Origin of the sequence: Thermosynechococcus sp. GLH187 (genome assembly GCF_031583395.1) — a bacterium.
Lineage (GTDB): Bacteria > Cyanobacteriota > Cyanobacteriia > Thermosynechococcales > Thermosynechococcaceae > Thermosynechococcus.
This window is the reverse complement of the sequence record NZ_CP134175.1, coordinates 2,195,023-2,209,614: the sequence shown is the minus strand read 5'-3', so window position 1 is coordinate 2,209,614 and position 14,592 is coordinate 2,195,023. Positions and strand designations below refer to the sequence as shown.

The 14,592-nt window shown below is 54.5% G+C and carries 10 protein-coding genes and 1 tRNA gene; 3 read left to right on the top strand and 8 right to left on the bottom strand.

From position 1 onward, the window contains the following. Positions 1-23 precede the first annotated feature (23 nt). A complete protein-coding gene (locus RHI63_RS10850; protein ID WP_206200164.1) occupies positions 24-626 on the top strand; it encodes a Uma2 family endonuclease in 603 nt (200 codons plus the stop codon). On the opposite strand, the gene RHI63_RS10845 is transcribed toward RHI63_RS10850, so the two are convergent. Together RHI63_RS10845 and RHI63_RS10840 are read right to left on the bottom strand one after the other, a co-directional pair. Then, positions 623-1,786, bottom strand: a complete 1,164-nt coding sequence (locus tag RHI63_RS10845) for a pyridoxal phosphate-dependent aminotransferase (protein WP_310743043.1) — start codon at positions 1,784-1,786, stop codon at positions 623-625. The genes RHI63_RS10850 and RHI63_RS10845 overlap by 4 nt on opposite strands. Positions 1,787-1,882: 96 nt before the next feature. Beyond that, positions 1,883-1,955: transfer RNA gene (locus RHI63_RS10840), tRNA-Glu, on the bottom strand. A 100-nt stretch (positions 1,956-2,055) separates the two neighbouring features. On the opposite strand from RHI63_RS10840, the gene RHI63_RS10835 reads away from it, so the two are divergent. Further along, positions 2,056-2,904, top strand: coding sequence for a glycosyltransferase family A protein (locus RHI63_RS10835; RefSeq protein WP_206200162.1), 849 nt, complete (start codon positions 2,056-2,058; stop codon positions 2,902-2,904). On the opposite strand, the gene RHI63_RS10830 is transcribed toward RHI63_RS10835, so the two are convergent. Then, the gene (locus RHI63_RS10830; RefSeq protein WP_286625052.1) at positions 2,901-4,895 is read right to left on the bottom strand and encodes an elongation factor G; all 1,995 of its coding nucleotides are present in this window, start codon (positions 4,893-4,895) and stop codon (positions 2,901-2,903) included. The genes RHI63_RS10835 and RHI63_RS10830 overlap by 4 nt on opposite strands. A 181-nt stretch (positions 4,896-5,076) precedes the next feature. On the opposite strand from RHI63_RS10830, the gene RHI63_RS10825 reads away from it, so the two are divergent. Then, positions 5,077-6,129, top strand: coding sequence for a tetratricopeptide repeat protein (locus tag RHI63_RS10825; RefSeq protein ID WP_310821581.1), 1,053 nt, complete (start codon positions 5,077-5,079; stop codon positions 6,127-6,129). 3 nt (positions 6,130-6,132) lie between these two features. Here RHI63_RS10825 and hmpF read toward each other — a convergent pair whose 3' ends face one another. The 5 genes from hmpF to RHI63_RS10800 form a co-directional block, all read right to left on the bottom strand. Further along, positions 6,133-7,779, bottom strand: a complete 1,647-nt coding sequence (hmpF, locus tag RHI63_RS10820) for a pilus motility taxis protein HmpF (protein WP_310822023.1) — start codon at positions 7,777-7,779, stop codon at positions 6,133-6,135. A 317-nt stretch (positions 7,780-8,096) separates the two neighbouring features. After that, the gene (locus tag RHI63_RS10815) at positions 8,097-9,293 is read right to left on the bottom strand and encodes a homocysteine biosynthesis protein (RefSeq protein ID WP_310821580.1); all 1,197 of its coding nucleotides are present in this window, start codon (positions 9,291-9,293) and stop codon (positions 8,097-8,099) included. Positions 9,294-9,298: 5 nt separating this feature from the next. Then, positions 9,299-10,099: a hypothetical protein gene (locus RHI63_RS10810; protein WP_310821579.1), complete on the bottom strand. Its 801-nt coding sequence runs from the start codon at positions 10,097-10,099 to the stop codon at positions 9,299-9,301. Between the two features lie 18 nt (positions 10,100-10,117). Further along, on the bottom strand, positions 10,118-10,861 hold the full coding sequence (gene rpaB / locus RHI63_RS10805; protein WP_149821735.1) for a response regulator transcription factor RpaB: 744 nt from the start codon (positions 10,859-10,861) through the stop codon (positions 10,118-10,120). 250 nt (positions 10,862-11,111) lie between these two features. Next, complete coding sequence (locus RHI63_RS10800) at positions 11,112-14,531, bottom strand: phycobilisome rod-core linker polypeptide (RefSeq protein WP_310821578.1); 3,420 nt, start codon at positions 14,529-14,531, stop codon at positions 11,112-11,114. Positions 14,532-14,592: the final 61 nt, after the last annotated feature.

Below are 14,592 nucleotides of genomic sequence, written 5' to 3'. Positions count from 1 at the left end.
TTATTCGGCTTGAACCAACTGTTATGACTTCTACGACAGCCGTGGACAGCTCGCCGCTGCTGCTCAATGTCCGCAATGCAACGGTGCAGGTGACCCCAGAGCAGTTTGATCAGCTCTGCCGCGATAATCCTGATCTGCGCCTAGAATTGACCAAGGCTGGAGAATTGATTGTCATGCCGCCAACGGGGGGGCAAACGGGTGCCCAAAATTTTGAGCTGATTGTGGAAGTGGGGCTTTGGAACCGGCAAACGCAACTGGGGCGTGCCTTTGATTCCTCAACGGGCTATGACTTTACAGCTTTGGGGGGCGGCAAACTCTCCCCAGATGTCTCCTGGATTGCTAGCCCCCGCCTAGAGGGCGTTGATCTGACGGGCTTTATCCCCATCGTGCCGGATTTCGTTGCTGAGTTGCGATCGCCCTCGGATGCGATTGACCGCTTACGCGCCAAAATGCAGGAGTATCGGCGACTGGGGGTGCGCTTGGGGCTGCTGATCAATTCCCAAGACCGTCAAGTGGAACTCTATCGTCCCCAAGCGGAAGTGGTGGTTTTGGACTCCCCTGAGGTGGTTGATTGCAGTGAGGTGATGCCGGGGTTTCTCCTACCGATGGCGCAGTTGTGGATTTAGAGCCGCTCGACAAATTTTGCCAGTCGCGTCAGGCCTTTTTCAATGGTGGCCAAATCTGTGGCGTAGGAGAGGCGAATGTGATCATCCATGCCAAAGGCTTTACCGGGAATCGTGGCCACTCTTTCTTCCTCCAGCAGACGATCGCAAAACTCTACGGAACTTAAACCCGTTTCGCTAATATCCACAAAGAGATAAAAGGCGCCTTGGGGTTTGAGACAGCGCAGGCGAGGAATCTCAGAAATGCGTTCATAGATACAGGCACGGCGATCGCGGAAGGCGGCCACCATTTCGGCCACACAGGCTTGACTTCCCTCTAGAGCCGCAAGGGCACCGTATTGGGCAAAGGTACAGACATTTGAGGTGCTGTGGCTCTGAATTTTCGTGGCGACTTTAATGACATCGGTTGCCCCTGCCAGATAGCCCACACGCCAACCTGTCATCGCATAGGCCTTGGCAAAGCCACTACAGACAATGGTTCGCTCAAAGGCCGCCTCACTGACAGCACCGATGCTCAGGTGTTCAGCCCCATCGTAGAGAATCTTCTCGTAAATCTCATCGGAGATCACCCACAGTTGATGCCGCACAATGACTGCCGCTAGTTCGCGAATTTCCTCGGGGGTATAGACCATGCCCGTGGGGTTGCTGGGGGAGTTGAGGACAAAGAGCCGTGTTTTGGGGGTAATGGCATCCTCTAGCTGGGCAGGGGTAATCCGATAGCCGGTTTCCGCAGTGGTTGTCACAATCACCGGCGTGCCACTGGCCAAGTGCACCATTTCTGGATAGCTCACCCAGTAGGGGGCAGGAATAATCACCTCATCGCCGGGATTGATTAGGGCTAGCATCAGGTTAAAGAGGGCTTGCTTGCCGCCATTGGTCACTAGGATATTTTCGGCGCGATAGGGCAGGTGGTTGTCGTTGTTGAGCTTGGTGGCGATCGCCTGCCGCAAGGCCGGTTCCCCTGCCGCCGGACCATAGCGGGTTTTGCCTTGATCGAGCGCTGCTTTTGCCGCCTCACGAATGTGGGCAGGGGTGTCAAAGTCGGGTTCGCCCGCACTAAAGCTACAGATATCCTCTCCCGCTGCGCGCATTGCCTTGGCTTTGGCATCAATCGCCAGCGTTACCGACGGCGTGACCCGCATCACCCGCGTTGCCCAGTCCATCCTTTGTCTCCTGCACTACTTTCCGTATTGTGGCACTTTGGCAGGGGAGCGGCGAATCAAATATCGACCGTTCACGTTGAGGTTGCCAATGGAGGATACCCCCAGGGGAATTCGAATCCCCGTCGCCTCCGTGAAAGGGAGGTGTCCTAGGCCTCTAGACGATGGGGGCAAGACTCAGCATTAGTTAATGTAGCGAATGCCCTGAGCGTTTGTCAACCCCTCGGGAAATTTTTGCATCGCAGCCGCTCCTAGGGAGAAAATGAGGGCGAGTGACTGAGGGACTTGCTGTGGAACTTGCTGGCCTACGTTCCTTCTCGATTGTGATGCCCGCCTACAATGTGGTGACCCAACGGGGAGAAACGGTCTTTCGGGAAACCCTTGAGAGCATTGCCGCCAGTTGCCGCTACCTCCAACAGCACTTCCCCTACGCCACTGCGGGGGAATTCATCCTGATTAGCGATGGTTCAACGGATCACACCTGTGATGTGGCGACGGCAGGATGGCCGAATGCCGTGCCCCTACAATTGGTGGGCTTGCCGACGAATATTGGGATTGCGGCAGCGCGGAACATGGGGGTGCGCTTGGCCAAAGGGGAGGTGATTTTTTTCTGTGATGCCGATGATCTCTACCGCCCTGAGCATCTGTTTTTAGCCCTATCGGTGTTGAATCAGCCTTTACCCGCACCCTATGCCCCAGCGTATTTTGGGGCGGTACGCACGGGGGTCTATTGTCGCGATCGCCTGCATCCCTACTGGCACAAAAGCCTCGAGCAAACGCTGGTGCTCAATCTCGCCGTGCGCCGCGAAGTCCATGAGTTTATTGGCGGCTTTCCCGAAGAGGAGGTGTTTCGCCAATTTCGCTATGGGGCTGAGGATGTGGCCTATGCCCATTGGCTGCACCAGTTTTGCCACACTGCCCACCTCCAGCAGCAGACCGTTGAGTACCGCCGCTTTCCCAATAGTTTCTTTGACCGTCAACTCAAGAAATTCCAAGCGGCTCCCGGCACCGTGGCTGATGATCTGGATGCGAGCGATCGCCAGCAGGAGGCGCAGATTCAGCAGATTATGGCCACACGACTTCAGGAATTGCAGGCCAAGGCGGCTCAACTGGTAGCCTAGGCTTTTTTGTGGCGCTGGACAATCGTCGCGGCCAGTTTCTCCGGTACTTCTTGAAGATGGTCAAATTGCCAATGGAAGCCACCTGTGCCCATTGTCAGCGATCGCAACTCCACCACAAAGTCATGCATTTCTGCTTGGGGTAAATAAGCCTCAATCTGTTCCCAGCCGGGCCAACCCTCCTTATTGCTGTAGCCCAAAACCTGACCGCGCCGCCCCGTCAACGCCTGCATCACCTTAGCCGTAAAAGCTTGGGGCATCCACACTTGGACTGCCATGATGGGTTCTAGGAGTTGCGGTTCACACTGGGGAATTCCCGCTTGCATGGCGAGGCGAGCCGCTTGGCGAAAGGCCTGCTCAGAGCTATCCACGGAGTGATAGGAGCCATTGGTGAGGGTCACCGCCACATCCACGATCGGAAATCCCAACGGTCCTTGGTTGAGAAATTCCCGCACCCCTTGCTCGACACCGGGGATATATTGCTTGGGCACAACGCCGCCGACAATGGTTTCACTAAATTGAAAGCCGCTGCCGCGTTCTAGGGGAGCAATATCGAGGTAGACATCGCCAAACTGGCCGTGGCCACCGGTTTGATGTTTATAGCGGCCATGACTGTTTTTCGTGCTGCGGCGAATGGTTTCCTTGTAGGGGACTTGGGGGAGATGGGTTTGCATCGGTAGGTTATATTTGCGGCGCAGGCGATCAAGGGCAATCTGCAAGTGAATGTCACCCTGTCCCCAGAGAATAATTTCATGGGTATCGCCATGCTGTTCCCAGCGCAGCGCCGGATCTTCCTCAAGGAGTTTTTGCAGCGCGCTGGTGAGCTTCACCTCATCACTGCGTTTACTGGGGGTAATGGCCAAGGCATAGACGGGTTCTAGTTGGGGGGCACAGGGCAAAGGCACCGCCTGACCATTGATACTGAGGGTCTCACCCGTACGAATGCCCTCTAGCCGCGCCAAGAGAACGATGTCCCCCGCTGTGGCTTGTCCCAAGGATTCCAGTTGTGTACCTTGGGCACGGTAGATACCCCCCACGCGCACCCCATTCAAGCTCATACCATCGGTCAAGGTACCCTGCCAGACCCGAACGAGGGAGAGCTTGCCGCCTCCTTGGGGTAGATAGAAGGTCTTCAGCACTTGGGCGAGGGGTTCTTCACCATTGATCTGGCGATGGGCAGCAGTTTCTGTGGCATCGGGTGCTTCGCGATCAAGGGCTGCCAATAGGGGGCGCACACCGTAGTCCGTTTGCGCACTGCCAAAAAAGACGGGCACAATTAAATCGGCTCCCAACTCCCAGCGCAGATCCGCCATGATTTCACTTTCTGGCGGCGCAATATCCTCAAGGAGTTCTTCCAAAAGGTGGTCATCATAGTTGGCTAGAGCCTCCAGTAGCTCCGCCCGCGCCGCCTGTTCAACGGCTTGTAATTCCGAAGGAAAGGGAACTAAATCCGCCGCTGCCCCCGCATGATAGTGATAGGCCTGCTCCGTCACCAAGTCAATGTAGCCCAAGAGATCATCCCCCTGCCAAATGGGGTACTGGTGGGGTACCAAGGGGCGACTGGAAACTTGGCGATAGGCCGCGAGGATCTCCATGTAGGGGTCATGGGCGCGCTCCATCTTGTTGACAAAAAGAATATGGGGAATCTGCCAGTCATCGAGGAATTTGAACAGGGGGGTTAGGGTAAAGGCGCGATCGCTCAGGGGTTCACAGACAACGATCGCCATATCCACCCCCACGAGGGCATTGAGGGTTTCTTGCAGCAATTCCACCGAGCCGGGACAGTCGAGAAGCGTCAGCTCCAAGTCTCCATACTGGGTATGAACGACATTCAGTTCTACCCCCATTTGGCGATCGCGAGCCTCAGGGCTGGTATCTAGAAGACTACTGGCCTTACTGCTCGTGGCGTGGGTAAGGCGCAAAATGCTTTCTGCAAGGGTTGTTTTGCCACTGTTGTAGCTGCCCACAAGGGCAATGTTGCATCGTCTCGCCATCGCACACCTACCTTTTGATTTGCCATTCGGGTCAAAATTGTCCAGAATAGAGCCTTAGTTTGCCTTAACTAGATCTCTTAACCCTTGGCGATCGCCCTTGGCGGAATTTGCAGTATCTCTTAAGAGAGCTGTAAACAACCGTTAAGTTGGGGTTAATGTTTGCGAGGAGGACTCACTCACGATGCGCTTCAATTCCCTTTTGTGGGCTAGTATTGCCAGTCTTGGCCTTTGGATGGCATCGCCAGTACACGCCAATAGCCAAGTCAGCACGCTGATGCAAGAAGGGCGACGGCTAGTGGAAGCAGGAAACTATGCCCAAGCCTTGGCCATTTATCAGCAACTGCTCCAGAGCGAGAGCCGTAATCCCCGCGTGCATTCTGCCATTGGCTACATCTATGCCCAGCAGGGACAATTTGCCGAAGCCGCCCGTGCCTACCAACGCGCTATTGAGCTGGATCAACAAAACGCTGATTTTTACTATGCCCTCGGCTACAGTCTGGGGATGATGGGGGAAAACCACGGGGCTGCTGCCGCCTACCGCCAAGCCATTCGCCTGAATAACCGTAATGCCCAATCCTACGAAGGACTGGCGGTGATTCTCGCCCGCATGGGGGATCCCCAAGGCGCTATACAGGCCTACCGCTCCGCCCTCAGTCTTGACCCCCGCAATTGGACGGCTCAAAAGGGATTAGGCGTTTTGCTGCTCCAACAACGCAATATTCCTGAAGCCCTCAGTAGTCTGCAACAGGCGGCAAGCCTTGCCCCCGGCAATGCCTCGATTCAACTCAACTTGGGGATGGCACTTCTGGCCGCCGGCGATCCTAGCAATGGCTGGCAAGCGATTGATCGCGCCGCTAACTTGGGTCAGCGGGATGCGGATCTGCTACAACAGGTGGCTGAACTGGCCGTTGCGGCGAATCAACCCGAGCGAGCCATTCAAACCTATCGCCGCCTAATCACTTTGCAACCGGAACGGCTAGCCACCTACTTTAGCTTTGGCGAGTTGTTAATGCAGCAGAACAACCCCCTTGAAGCGGCGGCAATTTATCGTCAAGCTACGCAGATCAACCCTAGAGATCCCGAGGGATTTTATCGCTTGGGCAAAGCCTTGGCAGCGCAAGGGCGGCGGCAGGAGGCTCGCAGTGCCTATCAAATGGCTTTGAAACTGTACCGTGAGCAAAATAACCGCGCAGGCGAAACCAAAGTCCGAGACGCGATGCGGCAGCGCAATTAGCGACTAAGCCCCCTGCCCTAGATTCATGACGACCTGCTGCAATTCAGAAATGAGAGCACTGGGACGGCCATTGAGGATATTTTGGTTTAGTCCCTCTAGGCCTTGGCGCAGGTGATTGAGGCGATCTTGAACGGGCTGTAAAATCTCCCGCAGCAGATTCGCTTGGCCGCGCTTGGCAGCGAGTAACCGTTGCTCTTCAATCAGTGCCTGTTCTTCTTGACTGAGTTGATCTTTTTGCTGCTGTTGCAGTTTGCGGCGCTCTTCAAGGTCGTGGCGCAGACTTTCGAGATCAGTATAGGCCTGCTGCAATTCTTCCGCGAGTTGATTGACAGCCACACTGTACTCTTGAAACTGGCGCTCCAGTTCACTGAGGATGGGAATGAGGCTAATGCCCTGTTGGGAGGCGGGATCTTTGCGCGCCTCTAGCACTTGTTTGTGGATTTTGTAGATCGCTTCTTTTTCACGGATATTTTGCCGCTGTCCTTCAAGCGCCTGATTGAGCAGATTACAGCGCTGGCGTTCGTCCTCCAGTTCTCCTGCCAGTTGCAGGCGATCGAAATCACTGGCGTCTTTGACTTTTTGCTCCAGTTCTGCTAAGGACTCCAGAGCCATTTTTAGCTCTTCTTCTTGATCGTTGACAAAGGCAGAGGCACGTTTGAGGTCATTACCGCGGTTGGCGACTTCTTTTTCGAGTTCCTCCATGGGCATTTTCATCAGGGCATTCACATCCACGGCCTCTGTGAGATCACTGACCATGGCTTGGCGCATTTGCTGAATCATTTCTTCCTGTTGGGCAAGGAGGTGACGTTCTTTTTCAAGCACGGACTGTTTGTAGCGGCAGAGTTCCTCCTGCAGGGCGATCGCCCGACTGTCTTGCCAAAATTGTTCTTGGGCGGTGCGCCACGTCTCCTCCTTTGCATGGAAGGCTTGCAGTTGTTCCTCTAGGGCAGCTTGCCGTTGACTCAGCTCCTGCTCCAGTTGCTCCAGTTGCTGCCAGTATTGACTCAGCAAGGCCTGCTGCTGGTCTAAAATTTGAAAACATTCCGCGATTTGAGGACGCCCACCACTGTTGAGGGTCTCTGCCAACTGCTGCAAAATCGAGTCCACTTGGCGAATTTGCTCTGGGGATAGGCCAACGCTGTGGCTTGATTTAAGTTGTTCCCAGCGCTGCTGCTCTTGGTGCACTTGGTGGCGTAAATTTTCAAGGGCTTGGCGCTCTGCTTGAATCCGCTGTTCCTCGGCGGTCAATTCTTCTCGCAATTTGTTGAGTTGTGCTAGTTGCTCTTCAGCGCCGGCCAGTTGCGCCTCTAGTTCTTGGAGTTCTTCTCTGCGCTGCTCAAATTCCTGTTCCCGCTGATTGAGAGCTTCCGCCTGATAGGAGAGGGATTGCTTCCAGCCCTCAATTTCTTCCTCTTGACTTTGGAACCGCTCACGCATCCGTGTGAAGCCGTGCAAGATACCGGTGAGACGGCGCGTTGCTTCATCCACGTTTTGAATCTGGCGGTTGGCGGCCATTTCGACAAAGACCAACACACCATTGCCGTAGTCACGACTGTTGTCAAAGGGAATCGTTTCTTCGTTTTGGGGGACAGGGTGCCAGTAGCCCGACTGCTCACGCATCAACAACTTCAACTCGGATTTCGTCCCCATGAAACCCGTTTTTTTAATCACCTCGGCGAGATACTGCACAGCCCTTGACCTCTACCCTAACGCTGAGACTGACACACAACTAGAACATACAACAACCGTAATAATACGCATGACGAAATTAAGTGAGTGAAGGATGCAACTTTTCGTCTGTCCGCGATCGCTGGAATCCAGAACCCTATATTTTTATTAAACACCCATCGGCAAGTGTTCAGCAGTGGCCTGAATCACTCGGTCGGGGACTGGAGAATTGCCAAGGCCAAGGTAGTTGAACTATTGGTCATTATAGCGAAAGGAGGGTTGCTACCCGCCAAAAGTCATTAATCATCACTGGCAGCGGGCATCCAAGGTTGCTGTGGCAGAAAGGCGCGATCGCGCGGCAGGGGGGCAACGGGTTCTGTGAGGGTAAAACGACCACTGTGGATCCAGTCTTTGAGGACTTCGGCAATGCGCTGACTAAAGTAAAGACTCGTTAGGGGAGCGGTGCGCACAGTTTTGCCTTCAATCTTGATTTTGCCTGACTTGAGTTGAGCATAGTTGACCATGCCAAAGGTGGGACGCACGCGGCGGGGAATTGAAAAGTCAATAATCGGCGCCACCACTTCCTCATCGCGAATGGCACAGCGGGCAATGACCTCTTGATCCAGCACCGGCAGCGGAACCCCCACCCCCAGCATCAGGGACGCTCCATAGTGCTTGAAATAGCAACCGCGCACCCAAAAGGGATCCATCTGTTTGGCATCACCAATCAGGGCAAGGGTGGCCGCTGGACCAATGGGGGTGTCGTTAGCCAACCGTTTTTGCAAGGGGAAGTGTTGAGTGCCTTCCCACGCCACATAACCAATGCCGCCGCCGAGAAAAATGCGCGTGCCAATCCCCACCAGTCGCAAGTAGGGATCATTCAATAGAGGTGAAAGGGCACCGCCACAGGCATAGACAGCATTCCCCAGTTGCGGTTGCAGCGGACCAAGGTAGGTATAGAGCGGGCGATCGCCCCCATTGACACCGACAATAAAATTTTGATAAAGATTGCGGGGGTTATAGAGATAGAACTGATTGATCGTCTCTTTGCTAATCACCGTTTCTAAACTGGCGCGGGGATAACAATCCGTGACATAGCCCACTGCCCGTAGGGGAATGGCTTTACCCGCAATCAAATCGGCAATGACATGGCCCCCCCCGCGCTCCCGCAGACTGTCGGCTTCGCCCGCTTCGGAATTGGGATCCAGCGATTGGGCTGCCCCCAAGTACAGATCGACGGCGCCAAAACCACTGTAGGCAGGAATGCCATCGAGCCAACACTGCCGCAGTTTAATCGGTGGATCCGTCGGCCCCAAGTTAATCATCGCCCCAGACGATTCCATGGGTTCAAACGTGCCCGTCGTGATCACATCCACTTGGCGCGTTGCTTCCGCAATGCTCAAGCTTTCAAGGCGGGCTTTGAGTTCTGCCAATGTCCAAACGGTGGCTTTGCCTGCTGTAATCTTTTCATTGATTTCGGCAATCGTGCGTTCCACAGGCGTTACCGCAGATCTTCAGGATGGCGGATTTGCCAAGTGCCGTCAGGCAGCCGTGAGACCTTACCTCCTAGACGTTCAATATTCTCGATGGCCGTTTGTCGCGAGCGATCGCTGACCGCATTCACCAGTGCCCAAATCCAGGCATTGATCTGTGCCATCCGACTATCGGGATCCCGCCGTAGGGTTTGTGCCAACGAGCGATAATACTCTGCTGCGGCGCGGACTTGTGGATCTGGATTCATTTCTGCCCAAGCCGCCGCGCGATCGTAGGACTCTGCTGCCGCTTGCCCCTTGCCCAAAAAGAGCAATTCATCCATCGCCCGAAATACCCATGCCAAGTAAGCTGTCGGTTGATAGGCAGGATCCATCGCTGCCAGACCCCGATCCATCAAGGCCACAGAGGTTTGCGGCTGTCCTGCATACACCGTAATTGCCGTTGAAAGATAGGGATAGGTTGGGGCAAAGCGGGGGTCTTTAGCGATAATCACCTCAAAGAAAGCAGGTGCATCGTCGTAACCCGTGACTTGGCGGGCAGCGGAATCACCAAAAAACTGCAAAAATTGCAAAAACGCCCAATCGGCAACTAAATTGTCAAAACCAAAGGAAGGGAGATTTGCCAAAAGCCGCATCTGTGTAATGGTCTGGGCATTCTGGCGCTCATATTCAGCATCAGTGAATTGTTCTCCCGTTTGAGCCTGTAACTGACGCAGGGCATCCTGCTGCATAAAGGCAATAATGCTCAAGGCCACAACCGTCAGACCTAGACCCACAGCTTCTGACCAGCGCCAGCGTTTTTGAAGCATGGCCCACCCTCAAGCCAGTTAAGAATTTTTGTTGCTTGCTTCTCCCGGTTCAGTAATCCGCTGAAAGAGATAGCCTGTTCCCCGTGCTGTCAAAATTAATTCTGGATTACTGGGGTCTTCCTCTAGCTTAGCCCGCAAGCGGGAAATGTGGACATCCACCACCCGCGTATCCACATGGCGTTCTGGCGTGTAGCCCCACACCTGCTCGAGAATTTCTCCCCGTGAGAAGGGTTCCCCCGAGCGTCCCACCAGCAATTCCAAGAGCATAAATTCCATACCCGTGAGGCGAATGCGCTCATCCCCCTTATAGACTTGGCGCTTGTTGGTATCAATGCGAATATTGCCCACCTGAATCACCCCAGAGCTAGGGATACCAGAGGTGCTGGTTTTTTCAATGCGTCGCAGCACCGAGCGAATGCGGGCTTCCAACTCCTTGGGGGAAAAGGGCTTGACCACATAATCATCGGCGCCCAGTTCCAGCCCTGTAATGCGATCGGCGACATCGCCAAGGGCAGTGAGCATAATGATGGGGACATCGGATTCTTTGCGCAGTTCTTGACAGACGCCATAGCCATCGAGTTTGGGCATCATCACGTCAAGCACTACTAAATCTGGCTGCTCCTGCCGAAATGTGGTCAGGGCTTCCTCGCCATCGGCAGCAGTGACGACGGTATAGCCAATCATTGACAGCCGAGTTTCTAAAATGCGGCGAATACTCGCTTCATCATCAACAACGAGTATCTTTTCTTTGTGGCTCTCCAAAGTAACGGACACTCCTACTCAATGAGAACAGTAATGGATAAGAAATTAAAATGTGAATTTTTTGTACTCTATCATTTTTTTACTGGCTATAGAAAGACTCCCAGCCCTCACTAGGACAGGATTTTGCCGATTTTTCAGAATTGAGAATCTTTAAGATATTTTAATGTGGTCTTGTCGAGAAAAAAAGCGGACACCCCTGCAAGAGCATCCGCTAGTGTATTGATTCACCAGTGGTTAGTGGCAGCGTTCCCTAGTCGCGGTGGCTTGGCTGAATCCCCACCAACGAGGGCGAGAGGCTTGACCAAGACTGCTTCACCAAGTCGGCATCGGCCTTGACACTGCCAATGTAGTTGCCCGCTGGCAGGGTGGGGAAGCGTTTGTAGGGCACGACATCTTCGCCAAAGTAGCGGCTGTACTCAGGGCTATTCACCATCGTTTCGACAGCAGCCTTGAGGCCTTGATCCGCCAAGATTTTGTTGTATTGGCGAATTTCCGCTTGGGTGGCCGGGGCGCGACCGAGGAGGTGACGGAAGAGGAATTCAATCACCTTGGTGTTGGGATAGGGGGTGTAGAAGCGGTTGCGATAGATCTCCGAGCTGGCCAAGGTACGCACAAACTCGCGGACGGTAATTTCACCGTTGCGCAGGCGGCTCTCGAGATCAGGGCGCCGGAACTGGCTGGGCACTTGGCCACTGAAGACATCCATCACTTGGCAGTAGATGGCATTGATCAGCAGTTCCACTTCAGCACTAGGGGCACCCACGGTCATGCGGAAAATGCGAGCAGGACGGCGACGGCTGGTACCGACCCCCACTTCCACCGATTGACCATCGCCATTGCGGAAGGAGCGTCCCAATTCGATAAAGCGGGGTTTGCTGGGATCCGCTTGACGCGCTTTGGCCTCTTGCTCGGCGATCGCCCGACTGAGGAGCGGCAGCTTCGTGTTATCGAGGCGAGGTTTCACGGGTGCGAAGCTGGGCACGACAATCGCATCACTTTGCTTCGTGAGTTGATTGTGCAATTTCTCAGTGTTGGGGAAGTTGGCCGCCGGCAGGGTGGGGAAGCGACGATAGGGCACCGTATCCTCACCAAAGGCTTCAGCGTATTCAGCACTACTGACGAGGGCTTGGACAAAGGCCTTTAAGCCTTGGGTGGCCAGAATTTGGTTGTAGCGGCGAATTTCCGCTTGATCAAGGGGCGCCCGACCCAAGAAGTGCTTGGTGCCCAGTTCGATCACCTTGGTGTTGGGGTAGGGGGTGTAGAACTCCTTCTGATAGAGTTCCGAGCAACCCAAGCCCTCGATAAACTCCTTGAGGGTGATCTCGCCGTTGCTGAGCTTCGATTCAAGGGCAGTAAATTCATCGCGGACAATGTAGGGCGCCACATCCCGCTCAAAGACCTGACGATAGGCCGCCTGAATCACTAGTTGCAGATTTTGCTTGTCATTGAGATCTGTGAGCTTAAAGACCTTGGTTTGGTCGCGGCGCTTGCTCACCCCTTGATTGGCACGGAACTGAATTGCTGGCTCGGTTCGCAGTTCGGTCACCGCCCCCAGTTCGACAAAGCGAGGTGTTTCTTCTTTTTCAGGGGGTACGCCAGTTTCACCAATCGTGCCAGCGCGGAGCGATCGCAGAGCCAAGCCTTGGGGCGTAATGTAGCGCTCGTAGGGCACCGTATCTTCACCAAAGGCTTCGCTGTACTCTTGGCTGTCAATGATCGCATCCACCAAGCCATAGAGACCTTTCTTCGAGGCAATGTCGAAGTAGGCATTCATCTCTTGGCGACCATAGGTGGGACGACCCAAGAGGCGACGGTGAATATATTCAATCGCCTTCGTAACGTATAGCGGTGTCCAGTAGAGGCTGCGGAAGAGGTTTGACTTGGCCAAAATCCGCACAAATTCACGCACAGAGATTTCACCGTTTTCCAGTTTGATCTCGGCCACTTTTTGGCGCTGCCCTTCATAGACATCGCGGCCAAAGACTTGCAGATAAGCGGCACGAATCACCCGCTGGGTCGAACTTTCAGCAAATTTGACACTGTCGCCGCCCGTGGCGATCGAGCGTTTGCCAATGCGGGCATTGATGCTGGGAAGCTGATCCAGTTTGAAGACTTTTGGCCCTAGGCTGCCGGGGGCGACCCCACGCGCTGCGGGATTGCTCACCTGATTGTTGATCCCCGGCCCGCGCGTAATGAGAATGCGGCGGGTGTCTTTGTTGAAGGGTTGGGGGCGAGCATTGGGATTTTTCTTCTCTTTCGGGAAGATGGCGCCAAACTGAATTTCCAAGGGATCGTTGCCCGCACCGTAGGGGTGTTGATCCGGCAGCGGCTGATCCTGAGCGGCAAAGGTGGTGATGAATTGCGGGACTTTACGGAAGGGAGCACTGTACTTGAAGAGATCCTGTTGGGCACCCCAGTTGCGGCACTCTTGAGCCTCTTGACCCAGACCCCGCAGATAGGGCACCGTCTCTTCACCAAAGTAGTCGCTGTATTCCTTGGAATCCACAAGGGCATCCACTAAGGCTGGAAGACCCCCTTTGGAAATAATGGCAAAGTAGGTTTGCACTTCCTCACGGCTCGAAGGCCCACGACCCAAAATATGGCGGAAGGCCAGTTCGAGGGCACGGCTGTTGATATAGGGTTCGTAGAAGTTTTTGCGATAGAGGGGCGATTTGGCCAGTTGGCGGATGAACTCCTTCATCGAGATGGAGCCATTTTTCACCTTGGATTCTAGGTCAGAGATGCCCAAGCCGTAGGCACGGGAGATGTCGCGTTCAAAGATTTGCCGATAGGCGGCTTTGACCACTTCGTTTTTCTCGGCAGCGGATAGCCCCGGCTTCATCACAAATTTGGGACGGCGTTCGGCGGCATTGAAGTAAATCTGGGGTAGTTGCAGACCTTGAAGATCCGTGGAGTTGCGCTGCCGCACTTTATCGGAGGGGGCAGGGGCAATAAATTCGTTGATCAGAACTTCAAAGTAGGTTTCCACAATGCCCTTGGCTTCGGCGTCTTTTTCAAAGTAGCTAAGAGCCGCCCGCCGCATTTCCTGTAGGGCAGCAATGGTGGCATCAGTGGAGCAAGCAGCCTCAATAATTTCCCGCAAGCCGCGCGTATTCACCGCCAGAATGTTGGGATCGCCAGCCACAATGGCATAGGTGGTATAGCGCAGGAACCAATCCAAGTCGCGCAGGGATTTTTCCATGCGGGCAGGGCCATAGCGGGCAATGTTGATCGGCTTGAAGCCCACGGGTGCACCACCACCAGAGGCACTAAAGACGGAGCGCAAGCCCTCTAGGAATCCACCACGGGTGTCCACATAGGTTGCGGTTCCCAACTTCATGGCTTCTTTCATGTCAATGGCTTCGCCCCTTGCCCCAGTGGTGAATTGGGGGGCTTCTGCAGTTTGGGGACGGGAGAGGAAGGCCATGGGGGAACCACCGACAAAGATGCGGTTGGCAGCACGGGAAACAATGATGTCGGCGTTGCGGGTGAGGGTGGTGGCAATTTCAAGGCGTTTTGCCCCAGAGCGCAGATAAACAGCGAGTTCATCCAGCTCACCCCGATTCAGGAAGCGATCCTGCTGTTCGGCTTGAATAATCGTTGAAACGGGGACTGTTTGATAAAGTTGCGGGCGGGCAACCGAGCTTCCACCACTTGCTTTGACAACCATGGTTACTAAGAGGCTCCCTTTACTTTTAGTTAACGCGCTAACTTAGATTAGAACGATTCGG

Bases quoted from the DNA above. Each gene is read 5' to 3' on its own strand.
- RHI63_RS10850 (WP_206200164.1), top strand. From the start codon at position 24: ATGACTTCTACGACAGCCGTGGACAGCTCGCCGCTGCTGCTCAATGTC.
- RHI63_RS10845 (WP_310743043.1), bottom strand. From the start codon at position 1,786: ATGGACTGGGCAACGCGGGTGATGCGGGTCACGCCGTCGGTAACGCTG.
- RHI63_RS10830 (WP_286625052.1), bottom strand. From the start codon at position 4,895: ATGGCGAGACGATGCAACATTGCCCTTGTGGGCAGCTACAACAGTGGC.
- RHI63_RS10825 (WP_310821581.1), top strand. From the start codon at position 5,077: ATGCGCTTCAATTCCCTTTTGTGGGCTAGTATTGCCAGTCTTGGCCTT.
- hmpF (WP_310822023.1), bottom strand. From the start codon at position 7,779: ATGGGGACGAAATCCGAGTTGAAGTTGTTGATGCGTGAGCAGTCGGGC.
- RHI63_RS10810 (WP_310821579.1), bottom strand. From the start codon at position 10,099: ATGCTTCAAAAACGCTGGCGCTGGTCAGAAGCTGTGGGTCTAGGTCTG.
- RHI63_RS10800 (WP_310821578.1), bottom strand. From the start codon at position 14,531: ATGGTTGTCAAAGCAAGTGGTGGAAGCTCGGTTGCCCGCCCGCAACTT.